The organism is Shewanella psychrophila, assembly GCF_002005305.1.
GTDB lineage: Bacteria > Pseudomonadota > Gammaproteobacteria > Enterobacterales > Shewanellaceae > Shewanella > Shewanella psychrophila.
This window is the reverse complement of the sequence record NZ_CP014782.1, coordinates 6,236,061-6,258,186: the sequence shown is the minus strand read 5'-3', so window position 1 is coordinate 6,258,186 and position 22,126 is coordinate 6,236,061. Positions and strand designations below refer to the sequence as shown.

26 protein-coding genes are annotated in these 22,126 nt (G+C 44.1%); 15 read left to right on the top strand and 11 right to left on the bottom strand.

Features of this window, described 5'->3' with window-relative positions:
• Nucleotides 1-113 precede the first annotated feature (113 nt).
• Nucleotides 114-1,736, bottom strand: coding sequence for a hypothetical protein (locus tag sps_RS27455; protein WP_077755416.1), 1,623 nt, complete (start codon nucleotides 1,734-1,736; stop codon nucleotides 114-116).
• 212 nt (nucleotides 1,737-1,948) lie between these two features.
• Between sps_RS27455 and sps_RS27450 the strand changes: the two genes are divergently transcribed.
• Nucleotides 1,949-2,371 (top strand): CesT family type III secretion system chaperone, encoded by a 423-nt coding sequence (locus sps_RS27450; protein WP_077755415.1) that lies wholly within the window; start codon nucleotides 1,949-1,951, stop codon nucleotides 2,369-2,371.
• A gap of 90 nt (nucleotides 2,372-2,461) precedes the next feature.
• Here the strand turns inward: sps_RS27450 and sctU are convergent, their stop codons facing one another.
• Genes sctU through sctN form a run of 8 tightly spaced genes read right to left on the bottom strand, consistent with a single transcriptional unit; the run spans nucleotide 2,462 to nucleotide 9,173 of the window.
• Entirely contained in the window at nucleotides 2,462-3,508 is a 1,047-nt protein-coding gene (gene sctU / locus sps_RS27445; RefSeq protein WP_077755414.1) for a type III secretion system export apparatus subunit SctU, read from the bottom strand.
• Nucleotides 3,505-4,299, bottom strand: a complete 795-nt coding sequence (gene sctT / locus sps_RS27440; protein ID WP_077755413.1) for a type III secretion system export apparatus subunit SctT — start codon at nucleotides 4,297-4,299, stop codon at nucleotides 3,505-3,507. The genes sctU and sctT overlap by 4 nt, the downstream gene beginning before the upstream one ends.
• Nucleotides 4,296-4,562, bottom strand: a complete 267-nt coding sequence (gene sctS, locus sps_RS27435; protein ID WP_077755412.1) for a type III secretion system export apparatus subunit SctS — start codon at nucleotides 4,560-4,562, stop codon at nucleotides 4,296-4,298. Before sctS ends, sctT begins: the two co-directional genes overlap by 4 nt.
• A gap of 8 nt (nucleotides 4,563-4,570) precedes the next feature.
• Nucleotides 4,571-5,221, bottom strand: a complete 651-nt coding sequence (sctR, locus tag sps_RS27430; protein WP_077755411.1) for a type III secretion system export apparatus subunit SctR — start codon at nucleotides 5,219-5,221, stop codon at nucleotides 4,571-4,573.
• A gap of 2 nt (nucleotides 5,222-5,223) precedes the next feature.
• Complete coding sequence (gene sctQ, locus sps_RS27425; protein ID WP_077755410.1) at nucleotides 5,224-6,180, bottom strand: type III secretion system cytoplasmic ring protein SctQ; 957 nt, start codon at nucleotides 6,178-6,180, stop codon at nucleotides 5,224-5,226.
• Nucleotides 6,170-7,363, bottom strand: coding sequence for a type III secretion system needle length determinant (locus sps_RS27420; protein ID WP_077755409.1), 1,194 nt, complete (start codon nucleotides 7,361-7,363; stop codon nucleotides 6,170-6,172). Before sps_RS27420 ends, sctQ begins: the two co-directional genes overlap by 11 nt.
• A complete protein-coding gene (gene sctO, locus sps_RS27415) occupies nucleotides 7,357-7,830 on the bottom strand; it encodes a type III secretion system stalk subunit SctO (protein ID WP_077755408.1) in 474 nt (157 codons plus the stop codon). Before sctO ends, sps_RS27420 begins: the two co-directional genes overlap by 7 nt.
• Nucleotides 7,827-9,173, bottom strand: a complete 1,347-nt coding sequence (gene sctN / locus sps_RS27410) for a type III secretion system ATPase SctN (RefSeq protein ID WP_077755407.1) — start codon at nucleotides 9,171-9,173, stop codon at nucleotides 7,827-7,829. Before sctN ends, sctO begins: the two co-directional genes overlap by 4 nt.
• Before the next feature lie 575 nt (nucleotides 9,174-9,748).
• Between sctN and sctW the strand changes: the two genes are divergently transcribed.
• The 12 genes from sctW (at nucleotide 9,749) to sctB (ending at nucleotide 18,682) form a co-directional block, all read left to right on the top strand.
• Nucleotides 9,749-10,621 carry a type III secretion system gatekeeper subunit SctW gene (gene sctW, locus sps_RS27405; RefSeq protein ID WP_077755406.1) on the top strand — a complete coding sequence of 291 codons (873 nt, stop codon included), beginning with the start codon at nucleotides 9,749-9,751 and terminating at the stop codon, nucleotides 10,619-10,621.
• A gap of 5 nt (nucleotides 10,622-10,626) precedes the next feature.
• Nucleotides 10,627-10,905, top strand: a complete 279-nt coding sequence (locus tag sps_RS27400; RefSeq protein ID WP_077755405.1) for a TyeA family type III secretion system gatekeeper subunit — start codon at nucleotides 10,627-10,629, stop codon at nucleotides 10,903-10,905.
• Nucleotides 10,892-11,263: a type III secretion chaperone SycN gene (sycN, locus tag sps_RS27395; RefSeq protein ID WP_077755404.1), complete on the top strand. Its 372-nt coding sequence runs from the start codon at nucleotides 10,892-10,894 to the stop codon at nucleotides 11,261-11,263. Before sps_RS27400 ends, sycN begins: the two co-directional genes overlap by 14 nt.
• On the top strand, nucleotides 11,260-11,637 hold the full coding sequence (gene sctX / locus sps_RS27390) for a type III secretion apparatus assembly protein SctX (protein WP_077755403.1): 378 nt from the start codon (nucleotides 11,260-11,262) through the stop codon (nucleotides 11,635-11,637). Before sycN ends, sctX begins: the two co-directional genes overlap by 4 nt.
• 1 nt (nucleotide 11,638) lies before the next feature.
• Nucleotides 11,639-12,004: a type III secretion apparatus assembly chaperone SctY gene (gene sctY, locus sps_RS27385; RefSeq protein ID WP_149027373.1), complete on the top strand. Its 366-nt coding sequence runs from the start codon at nucleotides 11,639-11,641 to the stop codon at nucleotides 12,002-12,004.
• On the top strand, nucleotides 12,001-14,115 hold the full coding sequence (gene sctV / locus sps_RS27380; protein ID WP_077755401.1) for a type III secretion system export apparatus subunit SctV: 2,115 nt from the start codon (nucleotides 12,001-12,003) through the stop codon (nucleotides 14,113-14,115). Before sctY ends, sctV begins: the two co-directional genes overlap by 4 nt.
• Nucleotides 14,112-14,525, top strand: coding sequence for a type III secretion system regulator LcrR (locus sps_RS27375; protein WP_169915962.1), 414 nt, complete (start codon nucleotides 14,112-14,114; stop codon nucleotides 14,523-14,525). Before sctV ends, sps_RS27375 begins: the two co-directional genes overlap by 4 nt.
• Nucleotides 14,526-14,610: 85 nt before the next feature.
• On the top strand, nucleotides 14,611-14,916 hold the full coding sequence (locus sps_RS27370; RefSeq protein WP_077755399.1) for a hypothetical protein: 306 nt from the start codon (nucleotides 14,611-14,613) through the stop codon (nucleotides 14,914-14,916).
• Between the two features lie 15 nt (nucleotides 14,917-14,931).
• Complete coding sequence (locus sps_RS27365; RefSeq protein ID WP_077755398.1) at nucleotides 14,932-15,885, top strand: virulence-associated V antigen; 954 nt, start codon at nucleotides 14,932-14,934, stop codon at nucleotides 15,883-15,885.
• 8 nt (nucleotides 15,886-15,893) lie between these two features.
• Nucleotides 15,894-16,385, top strand: a complete 492-nt coding sequence (locus sps_RS27360) for a SycD/LcrH family type III secretion system chaperone (protein ID WP_077755397.1) — start codon at nucleotides 15,894-15,896, stop codon at nucleotides 16,383-16,385.
• A complete protein-coding gene (gene sctE, locus sps_RS27355) occupies nucleotides 16,385-17,662 on the top strand; it encodes a type III secretion system translocon subunit SseC family protein (RefSeq protein ID WP_077755396.1) in 1,278 nt (425 codons plus the stop codon). Before sps_RS27360 ends, sctE begins: the two co-directional genes overlap by 1 nt.
• 9 nt (nucleotides 17,663-17,671) lie before the next feature.
• On the top strand, nucleotides 17,672-18,682 hold the full coding sequence (sctB, locus tag sps_RS27350) for a type III secretion system translocon subunit SctB (RefSeq protein ID WP_077755395.1): 1,011 nt from the start codon (nucleotides 17,672-17,674) through the stop codon (nucleotides 18,680-18,682).
• A 96-nt stretch (nucleotides 18,683-18,778) separates the two neighbouring features.
• Here the strand turns inward: sctB and sps_RS27345 are convergent, their stop codons facing one another.
• Both sps_RS27345 and sps_RS27340 read right to left on the bottom strand, forming a co-directional pair.
• Nucleotides 18,779-19,063 (bottom strand): hypothetical protein, encoded by a 285-nt coding sequence (locus sps_RS27345; protein ID WP_077755394.1) that lies wholly within the window; start codon nucleotides 19,061-19,063, stop codon nucleotides 18,779-18,781.
• Between the two features lie 5 nt (nucleotides 19,064-19,068).
• Nucleotides 19,069-19,527 (bottom strand): type III secretion system chaperone, encoded by a 459-nt coding sequence (locus sps_RS27340; RefSeq protein WP_077755393.1) that lies wholly within the window; start codon nucleotides 19,525-19,527, stop codon nucleotides 19,069-19,071.
• Nucleotides 19,528-19,731: 204 nt separating this feature from the next.
• On the opposite strand from sps_RS27340, the gene sps_RS27335 reads away from it, so the two are divergent.
• Together sps_RS27335 and sps_RS27330 are read left to right on the top strand one after the other, a co-directional pair.
• Nucleotides 19,732-20,166, top strand: coding sequence for a YscW family type III secretion system pilotin (locus sps_RS27335; protein ID WP_169915960.1), 435 nt, complete (start codon nucleotides 19,732-19,734; stop codon nucleotides 20,164-20,166).
• A 1,007-nt stretch (nucleotides 20,167-21,173) separates the two neighbouring features.
• Nucleotides 21,174-22,034, top strand: coding sequence for a helix-turn-helix transcriptional regulator (locus sps_RS27330; protein ID WP_077755391.1), 861 nt, complete (start codon nucleotides 21,174-21,176; stop codon nucleotides 22,032-22,034).
• Nucleotides 22,035-22,126 lie beyond the last annotated feature (92 nt).

The following is a 22,126-nucleotide window of genomic DNA, read 5'->3' as shown; positions in this document are numbered from 1 at the left end:
TTTGTAAGAATTAAGGGGAGGAATATTTCTTTATATGCAGATAAAAAAGCACCGAATCTAAGGGGGTCCTTAAGTTCGATGCAAAGGTTGATGAAACAATTACTTTTAGCTATTTACTCTTCGAGTATCTGTTTGGTTATGCCGATTCTGGATAAGGCTGCTTGTTCCAATGGACTTAGTTGCGCGATGTTTGAGACGTTAGTTGGTTTGCCGAGAGGTTTATCTGAATCTGGATTCAGTTTCAAATTCAAAGAATCCATTAGCCCATCTATAACAGTACTGTACTTTAATGCCTCTGAGGTCATTACATCACTGATGTCAGCCTTTCCCACTTGATCTGCTGAAAACTCCATAATGCCGCGCATCCTGTCGCCAAACTGCCCATCGAGTTGTTCATAAGCTTGCTGAATGTTACTGCTTGGCATCTGACTGAGCTGTTTAGTCATAAGCTGTTCATTAAATTTAGAGCGTAGTCCGGCGTCGAAAGAATTATCTTTATACTTATTTTCAGGGTTTGTATTGGTGGCCATAAACTGCTTGTGTCTATCCTCATTATGTTCAGACCAAGCTTGGTTCGATTCTTCTATGAAAGTTTGAACGCTGGTTAGAATATTACCTAAGTTAGGACGCGTGCTTGAAAGTTCATTGATGCTGGCCCCTAGATTACCCGCGGCATTGAGCTCGCTGCTTTGAGGATTAGTCGATAGGGCCAATTCTCTCAGGGTCTGCAGATCGCCGAAGCTCACGGCACTATTTTTTAACTGGTAAAAATTAACATCATTAGAGGCGATAGCATCTTGTAAATTGTTGATGGTGTCGCTGCTAATATGTACTTGCTTACTCGGCGCAACGCTTTTAGATAGAAAGCTGATCGCATCGAGAGCCGTTTTACGGCCTAGGTCTTTAGCGGAACGTCCACCGCCAATTCCCAAATCATTATCTGCTTCATATCTATTGGCCACACTGTTAGAAGAATTTGAGTATTCAGTAGTAATCTCTGTTTGCGGGCTGATGGCTGCGCTATCAACATTGGGGTTTAGAAAATTACGCACATCTTCGGCTAAATCGGCTATGGATTTGGCTATCTCATTGAGAGACTGAGCGGCAAGCTGTAAGTTTTCTGCTGATGCCTGTTGTACAAAATCACTGGCGGTAGAACCTGTCGTTGCCCATTGCTGGAAAGGAATACCGGCGACATCTTGGCTGAATATTTGGCTAGCCTTGACCTGATGTTCCGCCGAACCTAATTTCTCTATGGATTTGAGCCCGGTGGCGACAGATCTCAATGCACCGTTGCCTGTTGCGAGTTCTGAATGTTGCTCTTTTAGCCCACTGCCGGAGATTTGAGCTAAGATATCGAGTTTAGCAGTCCCTAAAGCGTCGACACCTAACTTTAGACCAATTTCAGCCATTTTTTTAGCAATTTGCTCTTGTGATAATGGAGCTTGAGGAGCCGCTGTACTTTGGGTCTTTTCGCTAGTACTTTTACTTGGAAGTAGGTTTTTGAAGAAGTTTTCAATTTTCTCCCCAAGATGAGAAAGGCTAGATAATAGCTTATTTTTAAGACTACCAGTTTGCTGCTCTTCGCTGCGAGTAGCGAGTCGAACTGCATCAGAATTTGCAGATGCAGAGCCGACACTCTTGCCTTTTAGATCGCCAACCTCATTGGTTGCTGGGGTATCTTCTAGCTTCTTGTAGATGGGTAACGGGACTGAATTCACGGACGATAATGGCATACTAATTCCTAATAATAGATGAATGCGTTGAAGCTGAGGCCATTGTATGTAGGTCTGAAAACAGAAGATGTCAGCATGTGTCGTAGTTTTTTAGCTTTTGAAATCCAAGATTTTTTTGTTTTTAAAACCTACAAATTACGGACGTATAATGATAGTCGCCGCCCTCGAGATCGGGTCTACTGCTTTCTTTTTTTAGACTGTTGATTTGAACCATGAGCGAACAATATAAACAAGCAATCTCATCCCTGTATAAGGCTTTATCGTTAACCATGCCTGAGATCGAAAAAATCACTAGCTTACAGATAGGTGAGCAAGTCGCTCATATCACCGAGCACCCAGAAGGCCAGTTATTGATGTTTAGTGATATAGGTGTGATCGACAATTTTAATCTTACGGAATTGCTAAAGCTCAACATGTTCAGCCAGTCTGTGTATAAGCCCGTTATTGGCTTAGATACCCACTCAAACAGTGCAGTTATCTGGAGCCGACAATCTCTGAGCAATGGCGCTTCAGAGCTTGTGTACCAGCAACTCGAGCAGTTAAGCCAAGCCAGTGACATAGCGATAGACAGTGTGAAGGAAGGGGCGGTAGTGATTACAGAGCCTAGTTTTGATGTTAACCGCTTTCGCGTTTAGCTGCTCGTCCTTGTAATGCCGTTATACTGCTGTGGCTAGGTCATTCCCCCATGAACTCATCCTTAGGGCAGAAGCTTATACCGATTGGTATTACTGCTCTTGCTCTAAGGTCTGTAGCCATCTTAAGACCTCGGCAACGGGCTGAATCAGTTCCGTTGGAATATATTGGTTAAGTTCGGCATCGGCGTGTAGCGCTCTGGCTAACGGTACCTTCTGAATAACTGGTATGCCTAACTCTTTGGCGTACTCAATCAAGTCCAGTGCCTGAGCACCTCTCTCTTTGAGTGTTAAAACTGGCAAGGGCGTTTCGCCTTTATTGTAATAAATTCCGATGGCAATATGGGTGGGATTGGTCACCAGTACACTGGAACGTTTAACGTTGTCCCGACCGTTATAGGCTTGCATCTCCTGATGCAGTTGGCGTCGCTTACTCTTTATTTCCGGGCTACCCTCCATCTCCTTATATTCGCGTTTGACTTCATCCTTAGTCATCTTCAGTTGTTTAGTGTGCTGATAACGCTCGAAGGCATAGTCGCCGATGGAGATAATAATCAGTCCCACGCTAGCGGTTAGGATAAGCTGCTTGAGTAAGGTACCTAAGATCAAAGGGATGCAAGTTACCCCGCAGAGGGGGATACGTAGAATATCTTGAATATTACCTTGGATCACAAGCCAAATTATCAGGGTTAGTAGGCTTACTTTCAGAATCGATTTGAAAAACTCCACCAGACTTTTAATGGAAAAGATGCGTTTAGCGCCCTCTACCGGATTTATCTTTTTAAGTTCTGGCTTAATGGGCTCGGCGCTAAACAGCAAGCCAAATTGAATCAAGTGTGAAACCACGGCTATGCAAGCACTTAAAAGCGCGATAGGTATGATTAAATAGAGTAACTCTGTGATTAAGGCATCGGTAATATCGGTTAAGGCATTATCGAATGATTGATACCCATAGACTGCAGGCAACATAATGATGTTGGTGATATGTTCTAAGTAGTAGCTCGACATACTGACAAGGAAGGCGAATAAAATTAGTATGATAGCCGTAGATACTATCTCTTTACTCTTAGCTACCTGACCCTTGTTTCTGGCATCCCGTATTTTTTTAGCCGTGGGTTGTTCGGTTTTTTCACCGCTCATCTGTCGGCTCCGATAATTGGCCCTAACAGAAAGGGGAAATCTGCCAGCTGAAGAATTTCTTTACTGAAAAATTGCATCAAGGTGACGACATAGATGATGAGCAAGAAGCTCGCTATGCCACTCTTAATGGGCATGGAAAGGGCAAAAACGTTGAGCTGAGGTGCGAAGCGGCTAATCAAGGCTAGCCCAAATTCAGCCATAAACATGGCTATCACGATGGGAGCCGCCATCAGCACGCAGAGTTTTAGCATCTGTTCAAATTGACCGTAAAAAAAATCGACCCACTGCTCACCTATTTCCGGAAAAAATGTCATCACGGGCCAATGTTGGTAACTGTCGAAAATGGCCCCCATAAAAGCAATAAAACTGCCACTGACAAAGAAGAGGGTGATTAAGGTCTGGGTAAACAGGACGCCTGTGGGGGTGGACTGATGGCCTAACGCAGGGTTAAAGGCACTAGCCAATGTCGCCCCGCGTTGGTTATCGATGAAGAAACCGGTTGCCTCTATGGCCCAGAAGGGGATTGCGGCGATGAAACTGATAAGTAATCCGAGTAAAATTTCTTTGGCCAATAACATCACCAACATGATGCCGTCGACGCTGGATGGATGAGGTTGATCCGCCACCACTGGGTAAAGGTATATTGCAAAGGAGCAGAGTACGCCATTACGAAGCAAGGCGCTGCCTAGCATCTGCTTGCTTAAGATGGGCAGCATGATGAAGCAGCCAAATAACCTAGGCAAGGTCATGCTATAGACAAGAAAAAACTGCTGAAACTCTTCTATTGTCATGGTATCAGAGGAATTTTTGCGAAGATCATGTCGGCAAAATTATATAGCTCAGATCCGAGCCATGACGCTGTGGCAAACAAGGCGACTATGACGGCAATTAACTTGGCGACGAACCCTAATGTCTGTTCCTGGATCTGAGTCAGCGCCTGCACAAGAGAGACTAAGGTACCCACGATTGCCGCTGCCAAGATAGGCGGCATAGATAGCATCATTACCAGCATTAGTGTCTGTGAGGTAAAATGAATAACTTCAGAAACTTCCATTTTAGCTCCTAGCTATAACTCATGACTAAGCCATGGGTGAGTTGGGTCCAGCCATTGAGCAACACGAAGAGCAACAACTTAAAGGGCAAGGAGATAGTCATAGGCGATACCATCATCATCCCCATTGCCAACAAGATGTTAGATATGATCAAATCGATGGCTATAAAGGGCAGATAGATTAAGAAACCTATCTCGAAGGCTCGGGTTAGCTCACTAACGGTAAAGGCCGGCAGCAAGATAAATAGGCTGTCAGGTTCGAGCCTATCCGAGTATTTTTTAGGCCATAATGTCTTGGTCGTTTCGACAAAGAAATCCTGCTCTGCATCACGTATGTGTTTCTTCAAGAATTGTCTGTAGGTATCTAAGCCTTCATTGGCAAAGCCTTCGAAGCTGTCGGTATTATCAATGCTGACATTGTGCTCCTTGATGTAATCGAAGGTTTCGAAGCCCACTGGAGCCATGATGTAGATGGTTAATATGATGGCAAAGCCATACATGGCCATATTTGGGGGGATCTGCTGCACCCCTAAGGCATTTCGCAGTAAGGAAAAGACCACGGCGATCTTGATAAAAGAGGTGGCCATTACCGCGATAAAAGGCACCAGAGCCATTAAGGCTAAGGTGATAATAAGGTTGAAAGTGTCGGGTAATTCAAACATAGCTAGCTGATTTCTTGATTGGTTAGCTTAGTGATTCGAACACCTAAGTGTTCATTGATCTTCACTAATTCCCCCGTCGCTAACACTTGACCATTGGCCTTGAGTTTGACGGCTTGATCTGCTGAATTAGCCAGCTCAAAGACAAAGTTCTCTTGTAACTGACTCAACTCGGCTACTGTGACTGTCTGTTCCCCAATTTCAAATGAGATATTGATGGGTAGGGATTGAATATCGCTTGCTTCTGAAGACATAGGTTTCTCTGTTTCCGGTGCAGTTATGGTGACTCGATTATCAATCAAGCCGCAACGCCATATGGGTTTGTTGGCGATAATCAACACGGCTTGGTTATCTGTTAAGTGGTTTGAATCAAAAAAAATTATATCGCCGCTTTCTAAAGACTTAGCCTGATCCAAACTTAGGCTTGTGTGGCCAATCCTTAAGGCTAATGGCAGTTTTATACTCGGGCCTATTACCGACTCTGCCGCTGGCAGAGCCGAGAAAATAAACTGGGGATCATTCTCTATCCAGCAAGTCAGGCCAGAACCGTTACGGATAAAATTGATAAACCCGGTTTTAGTCTGGCTTGGGTTTAACTCCACAGATTTAAGTGCGGATAGCACCAGTTGCTGGCCAAACTCTTGGGTTAAGAATGCCTGATAAGGTGTTAGCGCGGCGGTGATAAACTCAAGTTGCAGGATTTCTGGCAAGATAGCGAAAGGGGTGCTTGTGAGTAGATCGGCAAGGCAAGCTTGGACCTGTTCGGCTTGGATTAAACAGCTTATCTTGCTTGAGCCGATAAAGATTTCTAGCTCATAGCCATTCAGGCCGGGACGTTTAGCAAGTCCGGCTTCGATAGATAGCCCTTCATCAACATCGAATTTATATTGCTTGCTATAGACTCGATTGTTCAGCTCGAGTTCTTGTTCGCTTATGCTAGGAAGCGGTAGATTAAGCATCATTCTGCTCCTCTAACCAATCATGGATAATACGAGATTTCTGACTCGATTCCTGTTGTTGGCCCTGCTCCTGCTGTCCCCCATGAGCTTGTTGCTCATGGCTGGTGGTGATAACTCTAACCTGCTGGTCAATATTTATTCTTTGTAATCTATCCAGCAACTCTGGACGCATATGCTGCAATAATTCAGCATTTTGACTGCTATGGATTAAGGTGACAGTGAGCTGATTGTTTTTCAGGCTAATGGTTATTTCTGTTCCCTTGAGTTGCCCTTTATCTAATATCAGTTGGATTCGATCTTGATTGGTAATATTGGGCACTAAGATCTGAATACGCTCAACTAGCTGACTGACCAAGGTGTGCAGTTGTTGGTTTATAGGCTCGCTGGTCTTGATATTGGCCAGAATAATATTTCCTGGGGCATTGTTTAGTTGGCTGCTAGCTTGATTTGGGATATGGATAGCTTCCATATCCTTGAGTGTTTCGGGTCCTTGCTTACCTAGGGGGGGGAACTTGGTATCACTCGATGGAGTATTGAACTCTCTAAGCGAAATTTTGGGATCAATAACTTGGGCTAATATCGGACTCACTAGCCCTTTGGCGACTAATACTGGTCTCTTCTTGTTATTGGGTAAGGGCGAAAATGATGCATCGAGCGTACTTAGGCTTTGCAGATTAGATTGTTTATCGCTGGTGGCTAATTTATCCGAAATTGGCTTTACCTCGGAAGTTGCAAGGCTCGCTGGAATTTGACCTGATTCAGCAGTGAGATGGATCTGCTTATTCTCGGGTGAAATATCACCTTCAGCCGATGTCTCATGGTGATTAGTGCTATTGCCGGATGATAATTCGGGATCTTTTTCTATTGCTTCGCCATCAAGTTTTTCATTTTTGACACCATGCCGGGGCTGAGAATGTTTAAGGTTAGCCGTTGAACCTTGCTCCGGATTGGCCTTAACGAGTCCTTTTGGACTAAAGGGCATAGCCTTAGCGTTTCGGGCCATAAGACCTGTTTGATTCTGTTGAGACTCCCTGACATTTCCACCTGAATTAGCCTTGATTAAAGGGGCATTCATGACTTGCTCAAACTGGTTTATCACACTCTCTTTCGCGGTTTTTCGTGGCGCAGAGGTGCTTGGTGCAATATGACTATCGTTAGACTTTACGATCTCTTTTGGGGTTAACAAGGGAGTTCTCCTTTAGACATGATGCGTCGATCTTCCTGTTCCATCTCTTCTTGATATTGAGCCCGGTACTCTCGCTCTATGTCATCTTGTTGCTTCAATAGTTTAAATTTTTCTGTGGCTTTATTGGCCAATAACACGGCTTTTTGGCGCTGTCTTAATATGTCTTGTTCATTATCTCGACTCAGCTCAATTTCGGCGGCCTCTTGTTTCAGGCTGGCCTCTTTGTCGTGTAAAATGGCGATATGTTGCTGTAACTGCTCCAACTCCTTTAACTTCAGGCAGGACTCTTTAGCCTGAGAAAAAAGCTGTTCCTCCTCTCCTTTGCGCCAGACCAGATAATCAATTGCCTCTTGGTTGGCTCTGTTTAAACGGCCATTCGCCTGTGCGAGTATCTGCTGCTGTTTTCCTAGTGCGTGTTCGGCGCGATCGGCCTTAATCTGCTTTATTTGAATTAGCTGTGAGATCATGACTGAGTCAACTGAGTCATTTGACTGACGGCACTAGTGAGGTCGCTAGGTTCTTCAGATCTTTGGCGTAAGAAGGCGTTGATAGCATCATGCTGAGTAATGGCTTTATCGGCTAAGAGATCCGAACCCGGTTGGTATTCACCAATTTTAAGCAGTAACTCTACTTCTTCGTACTTAGCCATTAACTCCCTTAATGCTCCTGCCGATGCTTTCTGCTCCGCGGTGACTATATTATTCATCACTCGGCTGGTTGATCGCAGTATATCTATGGCAGGATAATGGTTAGCAGCCGCAAGCTTGCGGGAGAGAATGATGTGTCCATCTAAGATCGAGCGTGTCTCATCGGCAACGGGCTCCGTCATATCATCACCCTCAACGAGCACAGTATATAGGGCTGTGATCGAGCCTTTATCTGATTGACCCGAACGCTCCATCAATTTAGGTAGCTCGGCAAATACCGAAGGCGGATAACCTCGACGTGTCGGGGGCTCACCGGATGCTAAGCCTATTTCTCGCTGGGCTCTGGCGAAACGTGTCACTGAGTCCATCAGGAGTAAGACGCTCTTACCCTGATCGCGAAAATACTCGGCAATTGACGTCGCAACGAACGCGGCTTTAGCCCGTTCCATGGCTGGCCTATCGGATGTGGCCACCACCAGTACTGAACGTTTAAGGCCCTCTTCACCGAGATCGGACTCGATGAACTCCCTGACTTCCCTGCCACGCTCACCGATAAGCGCCAGCACTATAACATCGACGTCGGCAGAGCGAATCATCTTGGCCAGTAAGGTACTTTTTCCGCCACCTGCACCGGCAAAAATGCCTAAGCGCTGACCTTCTCCACAGGTGAGTAAGCCATCGATGGCCCTGATACCTAAAGAGATAGGTTTAGTGATCATCTTGCGACTCATTGGCGGCGGTGCTTCTTGATACACAGGATAATACTGGGTCGACTCGTGGACATGATTGCCAGAGAGTGGTCGCCCGAGTCCGTCCAGAACCTGACCTAAGAGGTGTTCGCCAACGGAGACTTGATGTGTCTTGCCAGTTGGGCTCACTTCTGTATTCGATGAGATCCCTTGCATATCGCCAAATGGCGTCAACAAGGCATGATGTTGTTGAAAACCAACAACTTCAGCTAACAAGGAGAGGGACTGATCTGGATTCTTAAGTTCACAAAGCTCACCCACGCGAACGCCTGGCACCACAGCTTTAATGATGGTGCCGGTAACTTGGGTTACTCTGCCACGGATTTGAATCAGCCTGCCTTTTTCTGCAGCCTGTTTAATCGTTTCCGGGATGTAACTCAGATCAACTTTGAGTGAATTGGAGTCGGTATTCATATGTTGAGATCATAAGCAGGCTGGTCAAAAACATATATCAAATTTGGGCAGTAAGTTTGTAGAAAAACGTCTAAATTCAGACTAAAAATCCTGATTTAATTTTGAGGTTGGGCGAATTCTCATCTGTTGTAAAATTTGACGAAGTCTTAAAAAGTTGCGTCTGATTGTACAATAGAAAAACAAATTGATTCCCTAGCATTCAAGTTGTACTTGTATGACTTTCTTTATAGGGCTAAGCAGCAAGATATCCAGAATTTACCAAGGATGGTCAGTGGCTCAATACAATTTGTGTAATGGGCTATGGAACTATAGCTGGGATTGAGGAAGGCGAAAATTTCTCCTTCTTTTTATTTGGTTTAAGCTTGCTAACTTACAAATTTACGACTGGTGTTGTTACCATCGGCCTTGGGGTTCACCTTTTGATTCCTATCCCATAAAAATACACCGGCTGATGACGCAATAAATTTCTTGTTTAAGTTTAGGCTTTTTAACTACAAAATTACGACTGATTTTGGCATCGATTTTCTCTTCCATTTTTTACACTTATAACATCAATAATTCTCAGAGTTTATTCTATGCCTGGCATCAATACTGGCACGATAGCTGCCGATCTTACCCGCAATGTATTAGCACAGAATTCGGCTAATGGAGCCCTTGGAACAGCAATCAATTCAGGCAATTATCGCGGTGATATTGTTAAGTTGGTGCCCGATGCTAAATCTTTGCTTGATGCCGCAGAAGAGCTGACATTTAAAGCTTCCGAATATGTTGAGAAAGATATCAGTAAGCGAAAAATTCAGGACGATTATGGTACGGTTTCTGAGATCCACGCCCTGGTCGAGGAGTACCTGAAGAAGGTCCCCGATCTCGAAAAACAGCAAAAACTAAAAGACTTTGTCAGTAATCTAAGCAAACAAAATGTGACTGTTGCTCACCAGCTGCTGGCTTATTTAGGTAGTTACTCGGGAGATGCCAGCGAGCAGTTTGTTGCCTTGAGTGAAGCAAAAAAGCAGTTAACTGGTAAACCTGAGGCTAAGGCTCTGCTGGCGTTGATTAACGCTAGCTTGGCTAAGATGGCCAAGGAGCAGGGGCCACAGATAAAAGCTGGCTTGAATGTTTATGATGCCGCTTTAGAGGCTAGTTCAGATAACGAAATTGGTGATCTGCAGGGGCTACGTGATTTCTATCGTGATTCGGTACTGGATTATACGGGCCTAGGGGATGCCTTCGAAAAAGTGCTGGCACGCTTTGGCGATAAAAAAGTCACCGAAGCCATTGGTTTTCTACTCAAGGGCTTGAGCGCAGATCTTCAGGTACAAGGTTCATCGATAGATAAGAGTAAGTTACAGCAGATCATGAATGATATTAAAAAGTTAAAAGTGATCAATGGCCTGCATGAACAGGTCGCTCAGCTTTTCGAGCGAGTCAAGATAGCACCGGCGGCATAGGCAGGATGGCTTACAAGACAACTGATTTTTTGACCGATCTTATCTATCTGGTAGAGCAGAGATGGGTGGGCTCAGATCAAATTTGGGGACTGGCAGATAAGGCGAGTCTGGTCGAAATATCACAGAAAATTTCATTTTTCCGTGAAGTAAAAAAGCTTATACGCTTAATTCCACCTGAGATATTTGCCGATGAAGAGCAACGTCAAAATATGATTAATGCGGCACAACAAGCTCAAGACCGAGCCATTGAAGAGGAAGAGGATATGTTTGATGGATTGGATTAATAGTGCGGTCGATGAGTTCTGTCGTATTTCCGGTGTGGTCTCTGACTTTTCGGCATCGGCAATCGTGCAACTCTCTTTCGAGCAGAGAGGCTTATTGAATATCGAAGTGGTACAGGAGCACCTGGTGTTATTTCTGATCCGTGATCTCGAGTGGCATCATCGTAGCGAGGCGCAAGTTAAGGCCCTGCGCTTGTGCCATATAGGGCAAGGTTGGCCCTATATGGTAAGAAGCGGCATGTTAGGTCAAGAGTCTTTGGTCTTGTCGGCGAGTATTCCCGTCAAGGATGTGACTTTGCCGATGATAGAACAAGCATTTGGCTTGTTGAGCCGTTTACATGATGAGATCGAAGCGAGATGAGTAAAGTTACATCTGCCCATATAGGCATAGAGCACCTCAGTTTTCACTCGAATGATGAGCTAGAACATTCATTTCCAGCACGCTTTAGCTTGCCACCCGACGGGGAAGCTATTCCCTCACATTTAGATAAGCTCTATGAGCTGTCACCGGGTGAGCGCACCTTAAAATCTCTATCTAATCCTAAAATCAGTGATATGAGTCTGCTGAGGCCGAAACAGTATCAAGCTAGGTTTAAGGAAATCACAGAGCAACTCGAGCTATTAGCCAGCCAGCTAAATTCTGATGACTTGCAAGATGCGCTAGCCCTAATGAAGCAGACTAAGCTAGATCAAGACTATCTGTCCCTTGCCTTTCACCTATTGCTGAGAGTGTAAAGTGTCGGTATTAAATCAATCCCAGATAGAAGTCCTGCACCTGCATGGGTGTTTACAGATGCAGTACCAACATCCTGAGAAGGCTGTTGTCTTGCTTAAAGCGCTTGTCTTGTGTGCCCCCGAGTTTAAACCCGCCCAATATACCTTGGCACTCGCGTGTCTGGAGGCGGAAGAATATGAATCTGCAGTTAAATTGTGCCGGACATTACTCGTTGAAAGTAAAGACTCAGATAAGCCCGCCCTGTTTCTTTGCCTGAGTCGTGCTTATTGGCGCTTAGATAAAACAATAGAGGCGAGAGAAGCCTATGGCTTCTATATCGATATGAATGTAAACAGCCAGCCAGAACAATTAAGCGGTACACAATGAACAATTTAATAAATGTGTTGAACAAAGTCGGTCAGCGCAAAGATATCATGTTGGCGGTTTTACTCCTCGGGGTCATCTTTATGATGATTCTCCCGCTGCCAACAGCATTAGTGGATGTTTTGATTGGTATCAATATCACCATAGCCGTTGTCTTGCTGATGTTGGCCATTTATATCAAGTCGCCTCTGGAGTTCTCGGCTTTTCCTGTGGTTCTGTTGATCACGACTATTTTCAGGTTGTCGTTATCCATCACCACCACGCGACTGATTCTGTTACAAGCCGATGCGGGTCAGATCGTCTATACCTTCGGTAATTTCGTTGTCGGCGGCAACCTGATTGTGGGGCTGGTTATCTTCTTGATCATCACCATAGTGCAATTTTTGGTGATCACTAAGGGTTCGGAGCGTGTCGCTGAAGTGAGTGCGCGTTTCTCTCTCGATGCCATGCCTGGCAAGCAGATGAGTATCGATGGTGACATGCGCGCGGGTGTTATCGATGTTAATGAGGCCAGAGAGCGCCGTTCAGTGATCGAGAGAGAGAGTCAGATGTATGGCTCTATGGACGGTGCGATGAAGTTTGTTAAGGGAGATGCCATCGCAGGTTTAGTGATTATCTTCGTCAACATTCTTGGGGGGGTGACCATAGGCATCACCCAGAAGGGCATGTCGGCGGCCGAGGCATTGCAGCTCTTTTCCGTATTGACCATAGGTGATGGTCTGGTCTCTCAGATCCCTGCGCTGCTTATTGCCATCACGGCAGGCATGATCGTCACCCGTGTCGATAATGACAATGCATCGGATATGGGATCTGAAATTGGTGAGCAAGTCACCGCACAACCAAGAGCCCTGATGATCGGCGGTGCCCTGCTTATTCTGTTTGCATTTATTCCGGGCTTTCCCACCGGGACCTTTCTTATTCTAGCTCTGATCGTGGGGGGCGGCGGCGCTTTAATTAATTTTAACTATAAAAAGCAGCAGGTTAATCAGTCTGATGATTTACCTGCTTTCTTAGCCAATGGTGCTGGTGCGCCAACGGCTAAGTCTAAAAAAGCCCCAACGCAAAATAGTGGTAATAAGCTAGGTAACAAGGAGGAGTTTGCCTTAACTGTGCCCTTGATGATCGACATAGATGCCAGTTTACAGTCTCATCTAGAGGCCATCTCGCTTAATGATGAACTCGTCAGGGTGAGAAGGGCTTTGTATTTGGATCTCGGGGTACCATTTCCCGGTATTCACTTACGTTTTAATGCCAACTTAAGTAATCAAGAATATGTGATTCATCTGCAGGAAGTGCCTGTTGCCAGGGGGCGAATAGTCAAAGAGAAGTTGCTGGTGACCGAAGGTTCGGAGCAGCTTGAGCTATTGAATATAGATTACGACAGGGATGAAAATTTCCTGCCAAGTATCGATACTATCTGGGTCAAGGATAGCAAGTTGGACACCTTAGATAAATCGCGTATCGGCTTCCTTACCCCAGATCGGATCTTAACTTATCACCTGTCCCACGTGCTTAAAGAGTACGCCGAAGATTTTGTCGGAATACAGGAGGCGCGCTATCTGCTGGAAGAGATGGAGGCAAGTTATGGTGAGTTGGTCAAAGAAGCCCAACGTATGGTGCCACTACAGAAGATGACAGAGATCCTGCAGAGATTGGTATCGGAAGATATCTCCATCAGAAATTTGCGCACCATACTCGAGGCTATGGTGGAGTGGGGTCAGAAAGAGAAAGATGTGGTGCAGTTAACCGAGTATATACGTACTAGTCTCAAGCGTTACATCTGCTACAAGTATTCCAATGGCCAGAATGTGTTGCCGGCATACTTACTCGATCAGCAACTGGAGGAAACCATACGTAATGGTGTACGCCAGACCTCTGCAGGAAGCTACCTCGCCTTAGATCCGTCTGTCACCCAGGAGTTTCTTTCAAAAGTTAAGCTGACCGTGGGTGACTTAAGCAAGATGAATAATAAGCCTGTGATGGTGGTGTCCATGGATATACGCCGTTATGTACGTAAATTAATCGAAGCGGATTACTACGACCTTCCCGTGCTGTCGTTTCAGGAGCTGACGCAACAGATCAACATTCAGCCATTGGGCAGGGTGGGAATGTGAGTAAGCATCATGACTGCTTGAGCCAGTATTTTATCGATCTAGGTTATCAAATTTCACCTTATTATTGGCAACAGACGGACATAGAGCTGGGAACGGCCATCGAGTTGGATCAAGCCCTATTAGTTTATCGTGTCGAGCCGGAGCGTAAGCGAGTACTCATAGTCAAATTCAGCCGTAAAGATTCAAAAGTTGGCCTGAGTAGCCCCTTTAAACCTCTGTATATCTTGGCAGAGGCTGCCATCCAAGTGTTTGGTAAAGGGTATCGTCTGGAAGGCGAGGTGGATGTATTTCGTGGTAGTCGTCTCAGTAATAAGAGGTTGGCACGCTATTACCAACACACGGGAGCTGAGCTGGACATGGAAACGGGACAATACTCCCTTCTGTTAGCCAACCTGAGGAATATCCATTGATCTGGCTGTTGGTTTTCACAAAGTGATAATTTTACGCCTCTGAGTTACAGCCTTAAAAAGATTCACATTTTACTATGGAGAGCATATGGCAGAACCTGAAAATAACCTACTAGTGGCTACAATCGCCGAGGCACAGAAGGCGATAGATAATGCGGATCAAAGAACTGAATTGGTAAGCGAGATGCTTGCAGGTTTAGGAGTGAGTCATCTAGCTGCCAGTGCCATTTTTGATAACCAGACCACGGATCCTAAGCTGACGCAACAGGCGGAGAAAGAATTACTCCATGAAGTGCATCGTCAGCGACGAGCTGCATTGGCAGCCAATCCCACTCTGGGCGTCAAGGATAGCAAGAAACGTAGACCGACCATGATGCGTGGCATGATGATTTAACTAAGGAATGAAAGTATGGCAATAAGTCCTATAGCTACAACTCCGGCTGACATCGTTTCTCAGGTGATGCAGGCGTCACAAGGCCAAAACTTAGCTGATCTGATAGCTTTTGCTAAAGTGATAGAGGATAAGTTGAAAGCTTCCAGCACCTGGTTAGACGCTGACAATGATATTTTTGAGCCCAAGACGGGCGCAGATCTCACCCCTGAGCAGAAATTGAGTGATTTTCAACGTTTCTGGAGCTTAGTCGTCAATCAGTTAGCTTCAACTGGTCAAGATCCTCAAGTCTTGTTGAAAACAGATGGTCCATTATTTACTAGGCTGAATCAAGATCTAGAATCCCTGTTTCAAAAAACCATAGGTGCAGTGCCTGCTGGCCAGAAGATTAATGCTTCAGATATGAAACATCTTGCCCTGCTATCGGTATTTTCTGAGCGATTAGATAGTCCTATTTTAGTGACATACCAAGATAGATTGTTTGCCAACCAAGCTAAACGTGACGCCGCTCAGGAAGAGCTAAAAGGCTTGTCCAATGAGTTAAAAATCTATGGAACCATCCAGAGTAAGTTACACGCAGCTCTGGCTAATGGCTCGGAATACAAACCAACCGATGCGCTCACTTATAGTGATTTTGGCTTCGATAATGATGCCGATTACAAGGCATCCGACGTCTATGAAAAGCTAAAAAGTATTACGAAAAACACTTCAGGTTCTATATCGAGTAAAGATTTTTTAACGGCGATAGGCATCACTGCTAAGGATAAATATTCAGGCGATGATTTAAAGGAGCAACTGCCTAACTTAGGTACGTCTATCTCAGATAAATCTAAGCTTATCAACGATGATGTCAGCCTTAAGACCACAGAACTGAATCAAATATCATCTACCTACAACAGCACCGTCGAGGCGATAAATCGTTTCGTGCAGAAATATCACAGTGTGATGCAGGACATATTGCGTCAAATATAGGATCCGTTATGGCTGAACAAACACAAACACAAACACAAGATAGCAATTACGAAGATGAGCTGCTCTCATTTCTGGAAGATGGCGGTACCATGGGGATGTTACGTAATATTCCCGATGATGCCATAGAGCAGATGTATGCCGTCGCCTTTAATTATTACGAGTCGGCTAAATATGATGAGTCCCATAAGATATTTCAGCTCTTATGTACTTTAGATCATTATCAGGTGCGATTCTTCATGGGGCTGGGAGCCTGCCGTCAAGAGATGAAGCAGTATGAGTTAGCCGTCGACGCCTACAGTTTTGCCACCTTGATTGATGTTAATGAACCTAGGGCCCCTTTCCATGCCGGAGAATGTCACTTAGCTCTGGGCAATATGGAAGCGGCCGAGAGTGGGTTTTATACCGCCAGTCATTTAGCAAAGAAACAGCCAGCTTACTCCGAGCTGGCGCAGCGAGCCAGTGCAATGCTGGAGGAGATAACTAAACAAGGAGTTACATAATGAATCAGATCACGTTAACTAATCCGTTAGCTCAGAGTGCAGCGCTCTTGGATACGGATCAAGGGATCACCAATGCTAAGTTGGGGAAACAGCAGGAACAAGGAGTTACGGTAAGTAGAAATACCGAGCAACAAGTTTCTGTTGGCATCAATAAGCAGGGGGTCATGCTGGATAAACCTAACCCGCTTATGAATACCAGTTCCCTTACTAGCGCCGATAAAACCTTCAATGAACTCAGCTCGTTGATGAATAGCAATCAGCAGGCCGTTAAGGATTTATTGGATAAAACCGGTGATATGTTTGCTAAGTTTTTAACCTCTTCATTTCAAAATGGTGCGGGTCTACCTAAAGAGCTAGCTAAAGGTGCCGAATACGGTATCGGCAGTGCGTTTATTGCTCTGTCTGCATCTTCGGTGGAAGACTTTGAAATTGAGTTAGCCAAGACGACCACTGAGCTTGAAAGGGCGCAGAATAAGTTAAAATCCGAAGAGATAAAACGTGTTAGATCTGAGAACGAAGCTCAGATGAAAGATAACCAAACCAAGATAAAAGAATCTGAAGAAGCGGCTCAAGAGGCTAAAAAATCAGGTCTTTTTGGCAAGATTTTTGGTTATATTAGTGCTGCTTTGTCGATTATTATTGGCGCAGTAATGATAGCAACGGGTGTAGGCGCTGTAGCAGGTGCAGCCATGATTGCCGGAGGCGTATTTGGTATCGTCTCACAGGTATTACAAGAACCTGCAGTACAGAGTGCGCTTAAAGATGCCGGCATTAATGTCGAAGCATTTCAGAAAGTGATGATGGCACTAGAAATTATTTCGGCTGTGGTGAGTACCGTGGCTTCGTTTGGCGGCGCAGCCGTAGGTAAAGCCGCTCAGCTTGCCGGAAAAGTGAGTACCAAAATAGCATCCGGACTGACAAAGGTCGCCGATAAGTTAGATGACCTTGCCAAGTTAGGCACCGCAATTAATAAATTTGGTACCGCTGCCACTAAGGTCAGAACCATATCTACGATTACCGAAACCGGTGCCAACGTTGCTCAAGGTACGGCGAGTACGGTTAATACTGCTTTTCAGGCTAATGCCGTAGGTAAACAGGCCGAGACTGAAGATAGTAGGGCCGAGGTATTGGCCATGCGAGCGGTTATAGATCGTCTCAAAGAGGAGATCAGTCGTATGAGTCAGGAGTTTCAGGAAGTCATGCAGATGATCATGCAGATGATTAATGCTAATGGTGACTCTATGAAAGAGATCTTAAGCCGTCCTGCGGCGGTATAGGAGTAAGTTATGAGTTTAGTAATACAAAATGGTGCGACAACCCTGACTTCTGTGGGTGATGTCACTTCGATCAATCAGGTTAATTCCAATAAGACGACCCAAGCAGCGGCAGAAGGCTCTGAGTTACTCAGTATTAAGCAAGGTAACCGAGTCGTACTCGAAGCGCCCCTATCAGCTTTAGATCCGCTTCAGACTGCCAAGCTAACACAGCTGTTGGAGTCGGTTAATTCTAAAGAGTTTAAGGCCAATATAGGTAGTGCGGTCGAGCTGGTACAGAAGGCGTTAGGTGAGTTTCTGAGCTCTGTGGGTGTTGGTGGCAAGAGTGAGCCAAGCAGCAAGGGGGCATTATCGGATATTTTCGAGCTGATGATCTTATTGTTTCAACTGGCTAAGGATAATCGGGAGCTAAATATTGCTCAGCGGGATATAGCCACAACGGCATCAGTTGCTTCGATAAAGGCTCAAGCGAGTGAGTTAAGAAGTGCTAAGGGAGCTCTGATTGCCATGGCTGTAGTCAGTGGTGTTCTTGCGGTCACCAGCGCCGTTATGGGTGCATTATCGGCCAAGAAGAGCATTAATCAGCTAGGGGAGAGCGGTAAGGTTAACAATCAACTTGCACAACAGCAGAATTTTAAAGATACCCTGAAAGGCTTGCAAGATGACGGCAAGAATGTGGCCGGGGCTTTGCGTGGAACCAAGTCTGAGATAAAGAAGCTGGGTCAACAAAACTTTGAAATAGATACCTTGCTCAAGGCTCGAGATTCTCGTGGCCAAGCCCGTAATGCTGTTTTACAAGGTGTTGGACAAGTATCGAATAATATCGGTAGTGTTTATCAAACTGAAGCTCAGGCCTCCCAAAAAGAGGAAGAGGCGGAAGGTACCTTAAGTCAGGCAGAGAAGCAGAAGGCGGATGACCGTATCGGCTACGATGATAACTTCTTAAAAGAGGTACGTGATATCTTGCGTGCTATCGGTGATAGTTATAATCAGGCTTGGAAAGCGGCATCAACTCCAGCCTAAGCATTTCGCTAATACTAAAAAGTGGTGAATTGATTCACCACTTTTTTATTCACTTCTAAATATCTCACTCATTTTCAATTTCTATATCAATCGCTATTAGACTTGTTTTATCTGCCTATCTTTCAACGATTTTGTTGATATTTCATCGGTCGTATTTGTGAATAACTCATCAATTTTCTGTTGAGGTACTTGGGGGAATCTGTCGATAAGCAAGTGGCGTAGCCTTTGAGCTGATAGTTGTTTCGAGACTAAGGGGCTAGCTTGAGAGACTAAGCCGACATTCTTATCCTTAAACAATACAGAAGGGGCCTTAGCTGCTTCAGTTTGAGTCTGTGGTGTCTGGTAGATCACACCTTGTTTGTCACCGATATTATTAGCCATAATATCTATACCTTGATCCCACTGATATTAGTCAAATGATGGCGTTCGAGTTCAGCTTCAGGCTCTAAATCTTCGATATTCAAGAGTTCTGCCCACCTCTCTGCTTGTGCTACTTGTTCGGCCAATATCGTTTCAAATTGAGCGAGGTCGAGAGTCTCGACATCGATATGTTGGTAGAGGCAAAGCTGCTGCTCTTCCAAATTGAGTCCGAATACGAGCCTGTGCTCACTCCAGTGATAATTGAATGCAAGCAAAGAGCGTAAAATGGCATCATCCAGGTTGGCGCATTCGGTGATTTGGGCTTCGAAGATCAGTAACTCATTTTCAGCTTGATAGATGATGCGAACAACAAGCTTGTCATCGAATGAAAGGCTGACTGAATTATCTTTTAAAGCCAGATCTGTAAGACCTATGCTGTCACCAAAATTTTGTAAAATGGAATTAATTTTTAGCGATACATCCATAGTTAAGTCCTGTTAAAGCAAGGGGAGTGCTGAACAATAATTGCGCCATTTTATCAATATGTAGGTCGAATAATTGTTGTAATTCGCTGTGATTTTTTAGCTGGTGGTCGCCATATCTCTCACCAGCTATCGGCTTGAATGCTTCGTGCTATTCTTTTGGACAGTAATTGGCATAAAAGCTTGCGAGAAGAGATGAGGGGAATAGTGAAGTTTAAACAATTATCTATGGTGTTAATGGGGGCTAGTTTGCTAAGTGCCTGTGTCGATGTCAGTGTAACTCGAGTGCTACAGCCTATCGCTACGACTAATCGAGTTGAAACGAACTCGGAACAAGGGGCCAATGTGACAGGTTGGGTTTCTGCCGCAAACTATGTCCCGGCTCATGCTTCTAAGTTGACCGTCACCTTATATATGGAATATGAAGGTCAACAATTGGTTGTCGCCAAACAGGTTTACCAGAATAGTCATCTGCCAGTTCGTTATTTTTTTGCCGTTGCACCGATTCAATCCGGTCAGGGGCCTATGTTGATTGAGGCTAAGTTAGAGGTTAATGGCAGACTGAAGGGGATTGGCAGTTCAGAGTATCTGTATCACTTAGGTGTTAGCGAATTAGATTTAATCTTGAAATCATCCCATTGAATAACCTTTGAACTATTGAGGTTTATTATCGATACTTCCCCTCTTAATTAACTTTCCTCATGATTTCTTTAATACTTTATCTGGCTGTTATTTTCGTTTGAAATCTTTTTTTTTAAGCCATAAACACTCTGAAGCAGCTAGAAATCGTATTATCTAGTACCTTCGTACATATTAATTTGTCTCAAATAATAACCTCAATTAGTCTTGGCTTTGGTTTTTGGCTCTCACCAAACTTCCCTTCCTATATAAATGTATCAATTTGTGCTTGCCGTGTTTGTATATATTTTTCACCTTGCTTTTTATTATCGATTTTCTATTCATTTATCTTGACTATTAATTCTCTCTATATATGTTTCACCTTGATTTTTTACTCTATTGTTTTTGTTTTGGCGGTAATCTTTGGCTTTAGATTTACTATAACTAGCCGCTTTTTATAGATTTATGTGGTTTTTAACATTTGTTGATGATTGTTTGTTCTTTAAGTGGTGCCAATCAAGGTTTGGGGCTTTAAGCCTATTGAGTGATTTATGCTGTTGTTCCAATTTGCTTACTTTTTAACAAGTATCTAAAACTTAAATTGACCCACTGGTTAATAAGTGAGCTTTATTTTTATTTAATAAGGTGAAATTTATTTGTTATTAGCTCTTTCTTATGTGGGTGTTAATTATTGTGGATGTGTTTAGTCATGTTTGTTGCTCTTGGTGGTTAGGTGGTAAAGTTTTATGTTGGGTGTTTTTTTACTTGTGTCTAATGCTTTATTTTTAAAAGGATTAAGTTAAATCTTAATTTGGATTGAGCTTGGTATGTGAAATATTGTCTTTTTTTTTATTAAATATAAGACTAGAATGCTTCGCTTCGTATTTGGGTTGGTTAAATATCAACCTGCGATAACTATAAAAACAACAAGACTAAATGCCTAAAAATACACTCGACATTGATTGAGTAAACTTATTCTTCGACCATGTTATGCATGGCGAAATAAAATACAGAAGCTGTAAGAAGGGGTTATGGGGAATCCAATCGAACTTGTTTCTCAATGTGATTTACAAATAAATACGAGTCTTGTATGTGATTGTATTGCTTCTGGTGGTTCAGAAGTTAAGACGGTTCAAGACGATGTTTTACTGTATGTCCAAGTGGGATCTATCACTATTCAATCCGCAGATGAAACCTTGACCGTTCAAGCTGGTGAAGCGAGTTTCATACGCAGAGGTGAATATCTTTTTGAATATTTTTGTGAGACTAGCGCGGAAAAGGTTGAGACTATTTCTGTTTTTTTTAATACAGATTTTCTTAAATCATTCGTTCAGCGTCATGCTGAAACGCTCGCATCTTTTGTTGCCGTTGGCCAACAATCGAGAGTTGTCGCTAAGTTATCGATAAATGAGTTAGTAAAGCAGACTCTGGATGGTCTGTTTTCTGTGATCGAATTTAAGTTGCCAGGCATCTTGTATGAGCTAAAACTCGAGGAGTTGCTGTTACTGATCGTTCATTCCAGTTCAGGCGGTGACTTGTGTCGTTTGCTACGGCAGCAAACGACTCGTTCTGCGGATCGTCTGCATGCATTTATGGAAAAACATTACTTGAAAGAGTGGAAGTTGAGTGAGTATGCCAGAGAGTTTGGTGCAAGCTTGACTACGTTTAAAGAGTTATTCCATGAAGTCTTTGGGGTTTCCCCTCGAGCCTGGATCACCGAACGACGCTTGTTATATGCCTATAACCTGTTGTTGAGCAGTGAAACGCGCATTGTCGATATTGCTATCGAAGCTGGGTTTTCCAGTCAGTCTTATTTTACGCAGAGTTATCGCCGTCGCTTCGGGATCACCCCGAGTAAGGTGCGTACACAGCTGAGTTTGTCTTCAGACTAAAATTTTCAGACGTTTTGTGTAAGCCTGAAAATGATAACGACTATAAAATTGGTCATGAATACTATCTGAGGAAGTGTAATGACATGGGAATC

Excerpts from the sequence above, each read along its gene's own strand:
- sps_RS27455 (WP_077755416.1), bottom strand. The coding sequence starts at position 1,736 with ATGCCATTATCGTCCGTGAATTCAGTCCCGTTACCCATCTACAAGAAG.
- sctQ (WP_077755410.1), bottom strand. The coding sequence starts at position 6,180 with ATGATGCTTAATCTACCGCTTCCTAGCATAAGCGAACAAGAACTCGAG.
- sycN (WP_077755404.1), top strand. The coding sequence starts at position 10,892 with ATGGATTGGATTAATAGTGCGGTCGATGAGTTCTGTCGTATTTCCGGT.
- sctB (WP_077755395.1), top strand. The coding sequence starts at position 17,672 with ATGAGTTTAGTAATACAAAATGGTGCGACAACCCTGACTTCTGTGGGT.
- sps_RS27345 (WP_077755394.1), bottom strand. The coding sequence starts at position 19,063 with ATGGCTAATAATATCGGTGACAAACAAGGTGTGATCTACCAGACACCA.
- sctE (WP_077755396.1), top strand. The coding sequence starts at position 16,385 with ATGAATCAGATCACGTTAACTAATCCGTTAGCTCAGAGTGCAGCGCTC.
- sps_RS27450 (WP_077755415.1), top strand. The coding sequence starts at position 1,949 with ATGAGCGAACAATATAAACAAGCAATCTCATCCCTGTATAAGGCTTTA.
- sps_RS27400 (WP_077755405.1), top strand. The coding sequence starts at position 10,627 with ATGGCTTACAAGACAACTGATTTTTTGACCGATCTTATCTATCTGGTA.
- sctN (WP_077755407.1), bottom strand. The coding sequence starts at position 9,173 with ATGAATACCGACTCCAATTCACTCAAAGTTGATCTGAGTTACATCCCG.
- sctW (WP_077755406.1), top strand. The coding sequence starts at position 9,749 with ATGCCTGGCATCAATACTGGCACGATAGCTGCCGATCTTACCCGCAAT.
- sctU (WP_077755414.1), bottom strand. The coding sequence starts at position 3,508 with ATGAGCGGTGAAAAAACCGAACAACCCACGGCTAAAAAAATACGGGAT.
- sps_RS27365 (WP_077755398.1), top strand. The coding sequence starts at position 14,932 with ATGGCAATAAGTCCTATAGCTACAACTCCGGCTGACATCGTTTCTCAG.
- sps_RS27340 (WP_077755393.1), bottom strand. The coding sequence starts at position 19,527 with ATGGATGTATCGCTAAAAATTAATTCCATTTTACAAAATTTTGGTGAC.
- sctS (WP_077755412.1), bottom strand. The coding sequence starts at position 4,562 with ATGGAAGTTTCTGAAGTTATTCATTTTACCTCACAGACACTAATGCTG.
- sctO (WP_077755408.1), bottom strand. The coding sequence starts at position 7,830 with ATGATCTCACAGCTAATTCAAATAAAGCAGATTAAGGCCGATCGCGCC.
- sctV (WP_077755401.1), top strand. The coding sequence starts at position 12,001 with ATGAACAATTTAATAAATGTGTTGAACAAAGTCGGTCAGCGCAAAGAT.
- sctT (WP_077755413.1), bottom strand. The coding sequence starts at position 4,299 with ATGACAATAGAAGAGTTTCAGCAGTTTTTTCTTGTCTATAGCATGACC.
- sps_RS27360 (WP_077755397.1), top strand. The coding sequence starts at position 15,894 with ATGGCTGAACAAACACAAACACAAACACAAGATAGCAATTACGAAGAT.
- sctR (WP_077755411.1), bottom strand. The coding sequence starts at position 5,221 with ATGTTTGAATTACCCGACACTTTCAACCTTATTATCACCTTAGCCTTA.
- sps_RS27330 (WP_077755391.1), top strand. The coding sequence starts at position 21,174 with ATGGGGAATCCAATCGAACTTGTTTCTCAATGTGATTTACAAATAAAT.
- sps_RS27370 (WP_077755399.1), top strand. The coding sequence starts at position 14,611 with ATGGCAGAACCTGAAAATAACCTACTAGTGGCTACAATCGCCGAGGCA.
- sctX (WP_077755403.1), top strand. The coding sequence starts at position 11,260 with ATGAGTAAAGTTACATCTGCCCATATAGGCATAGAGCACCTCAGTTTT.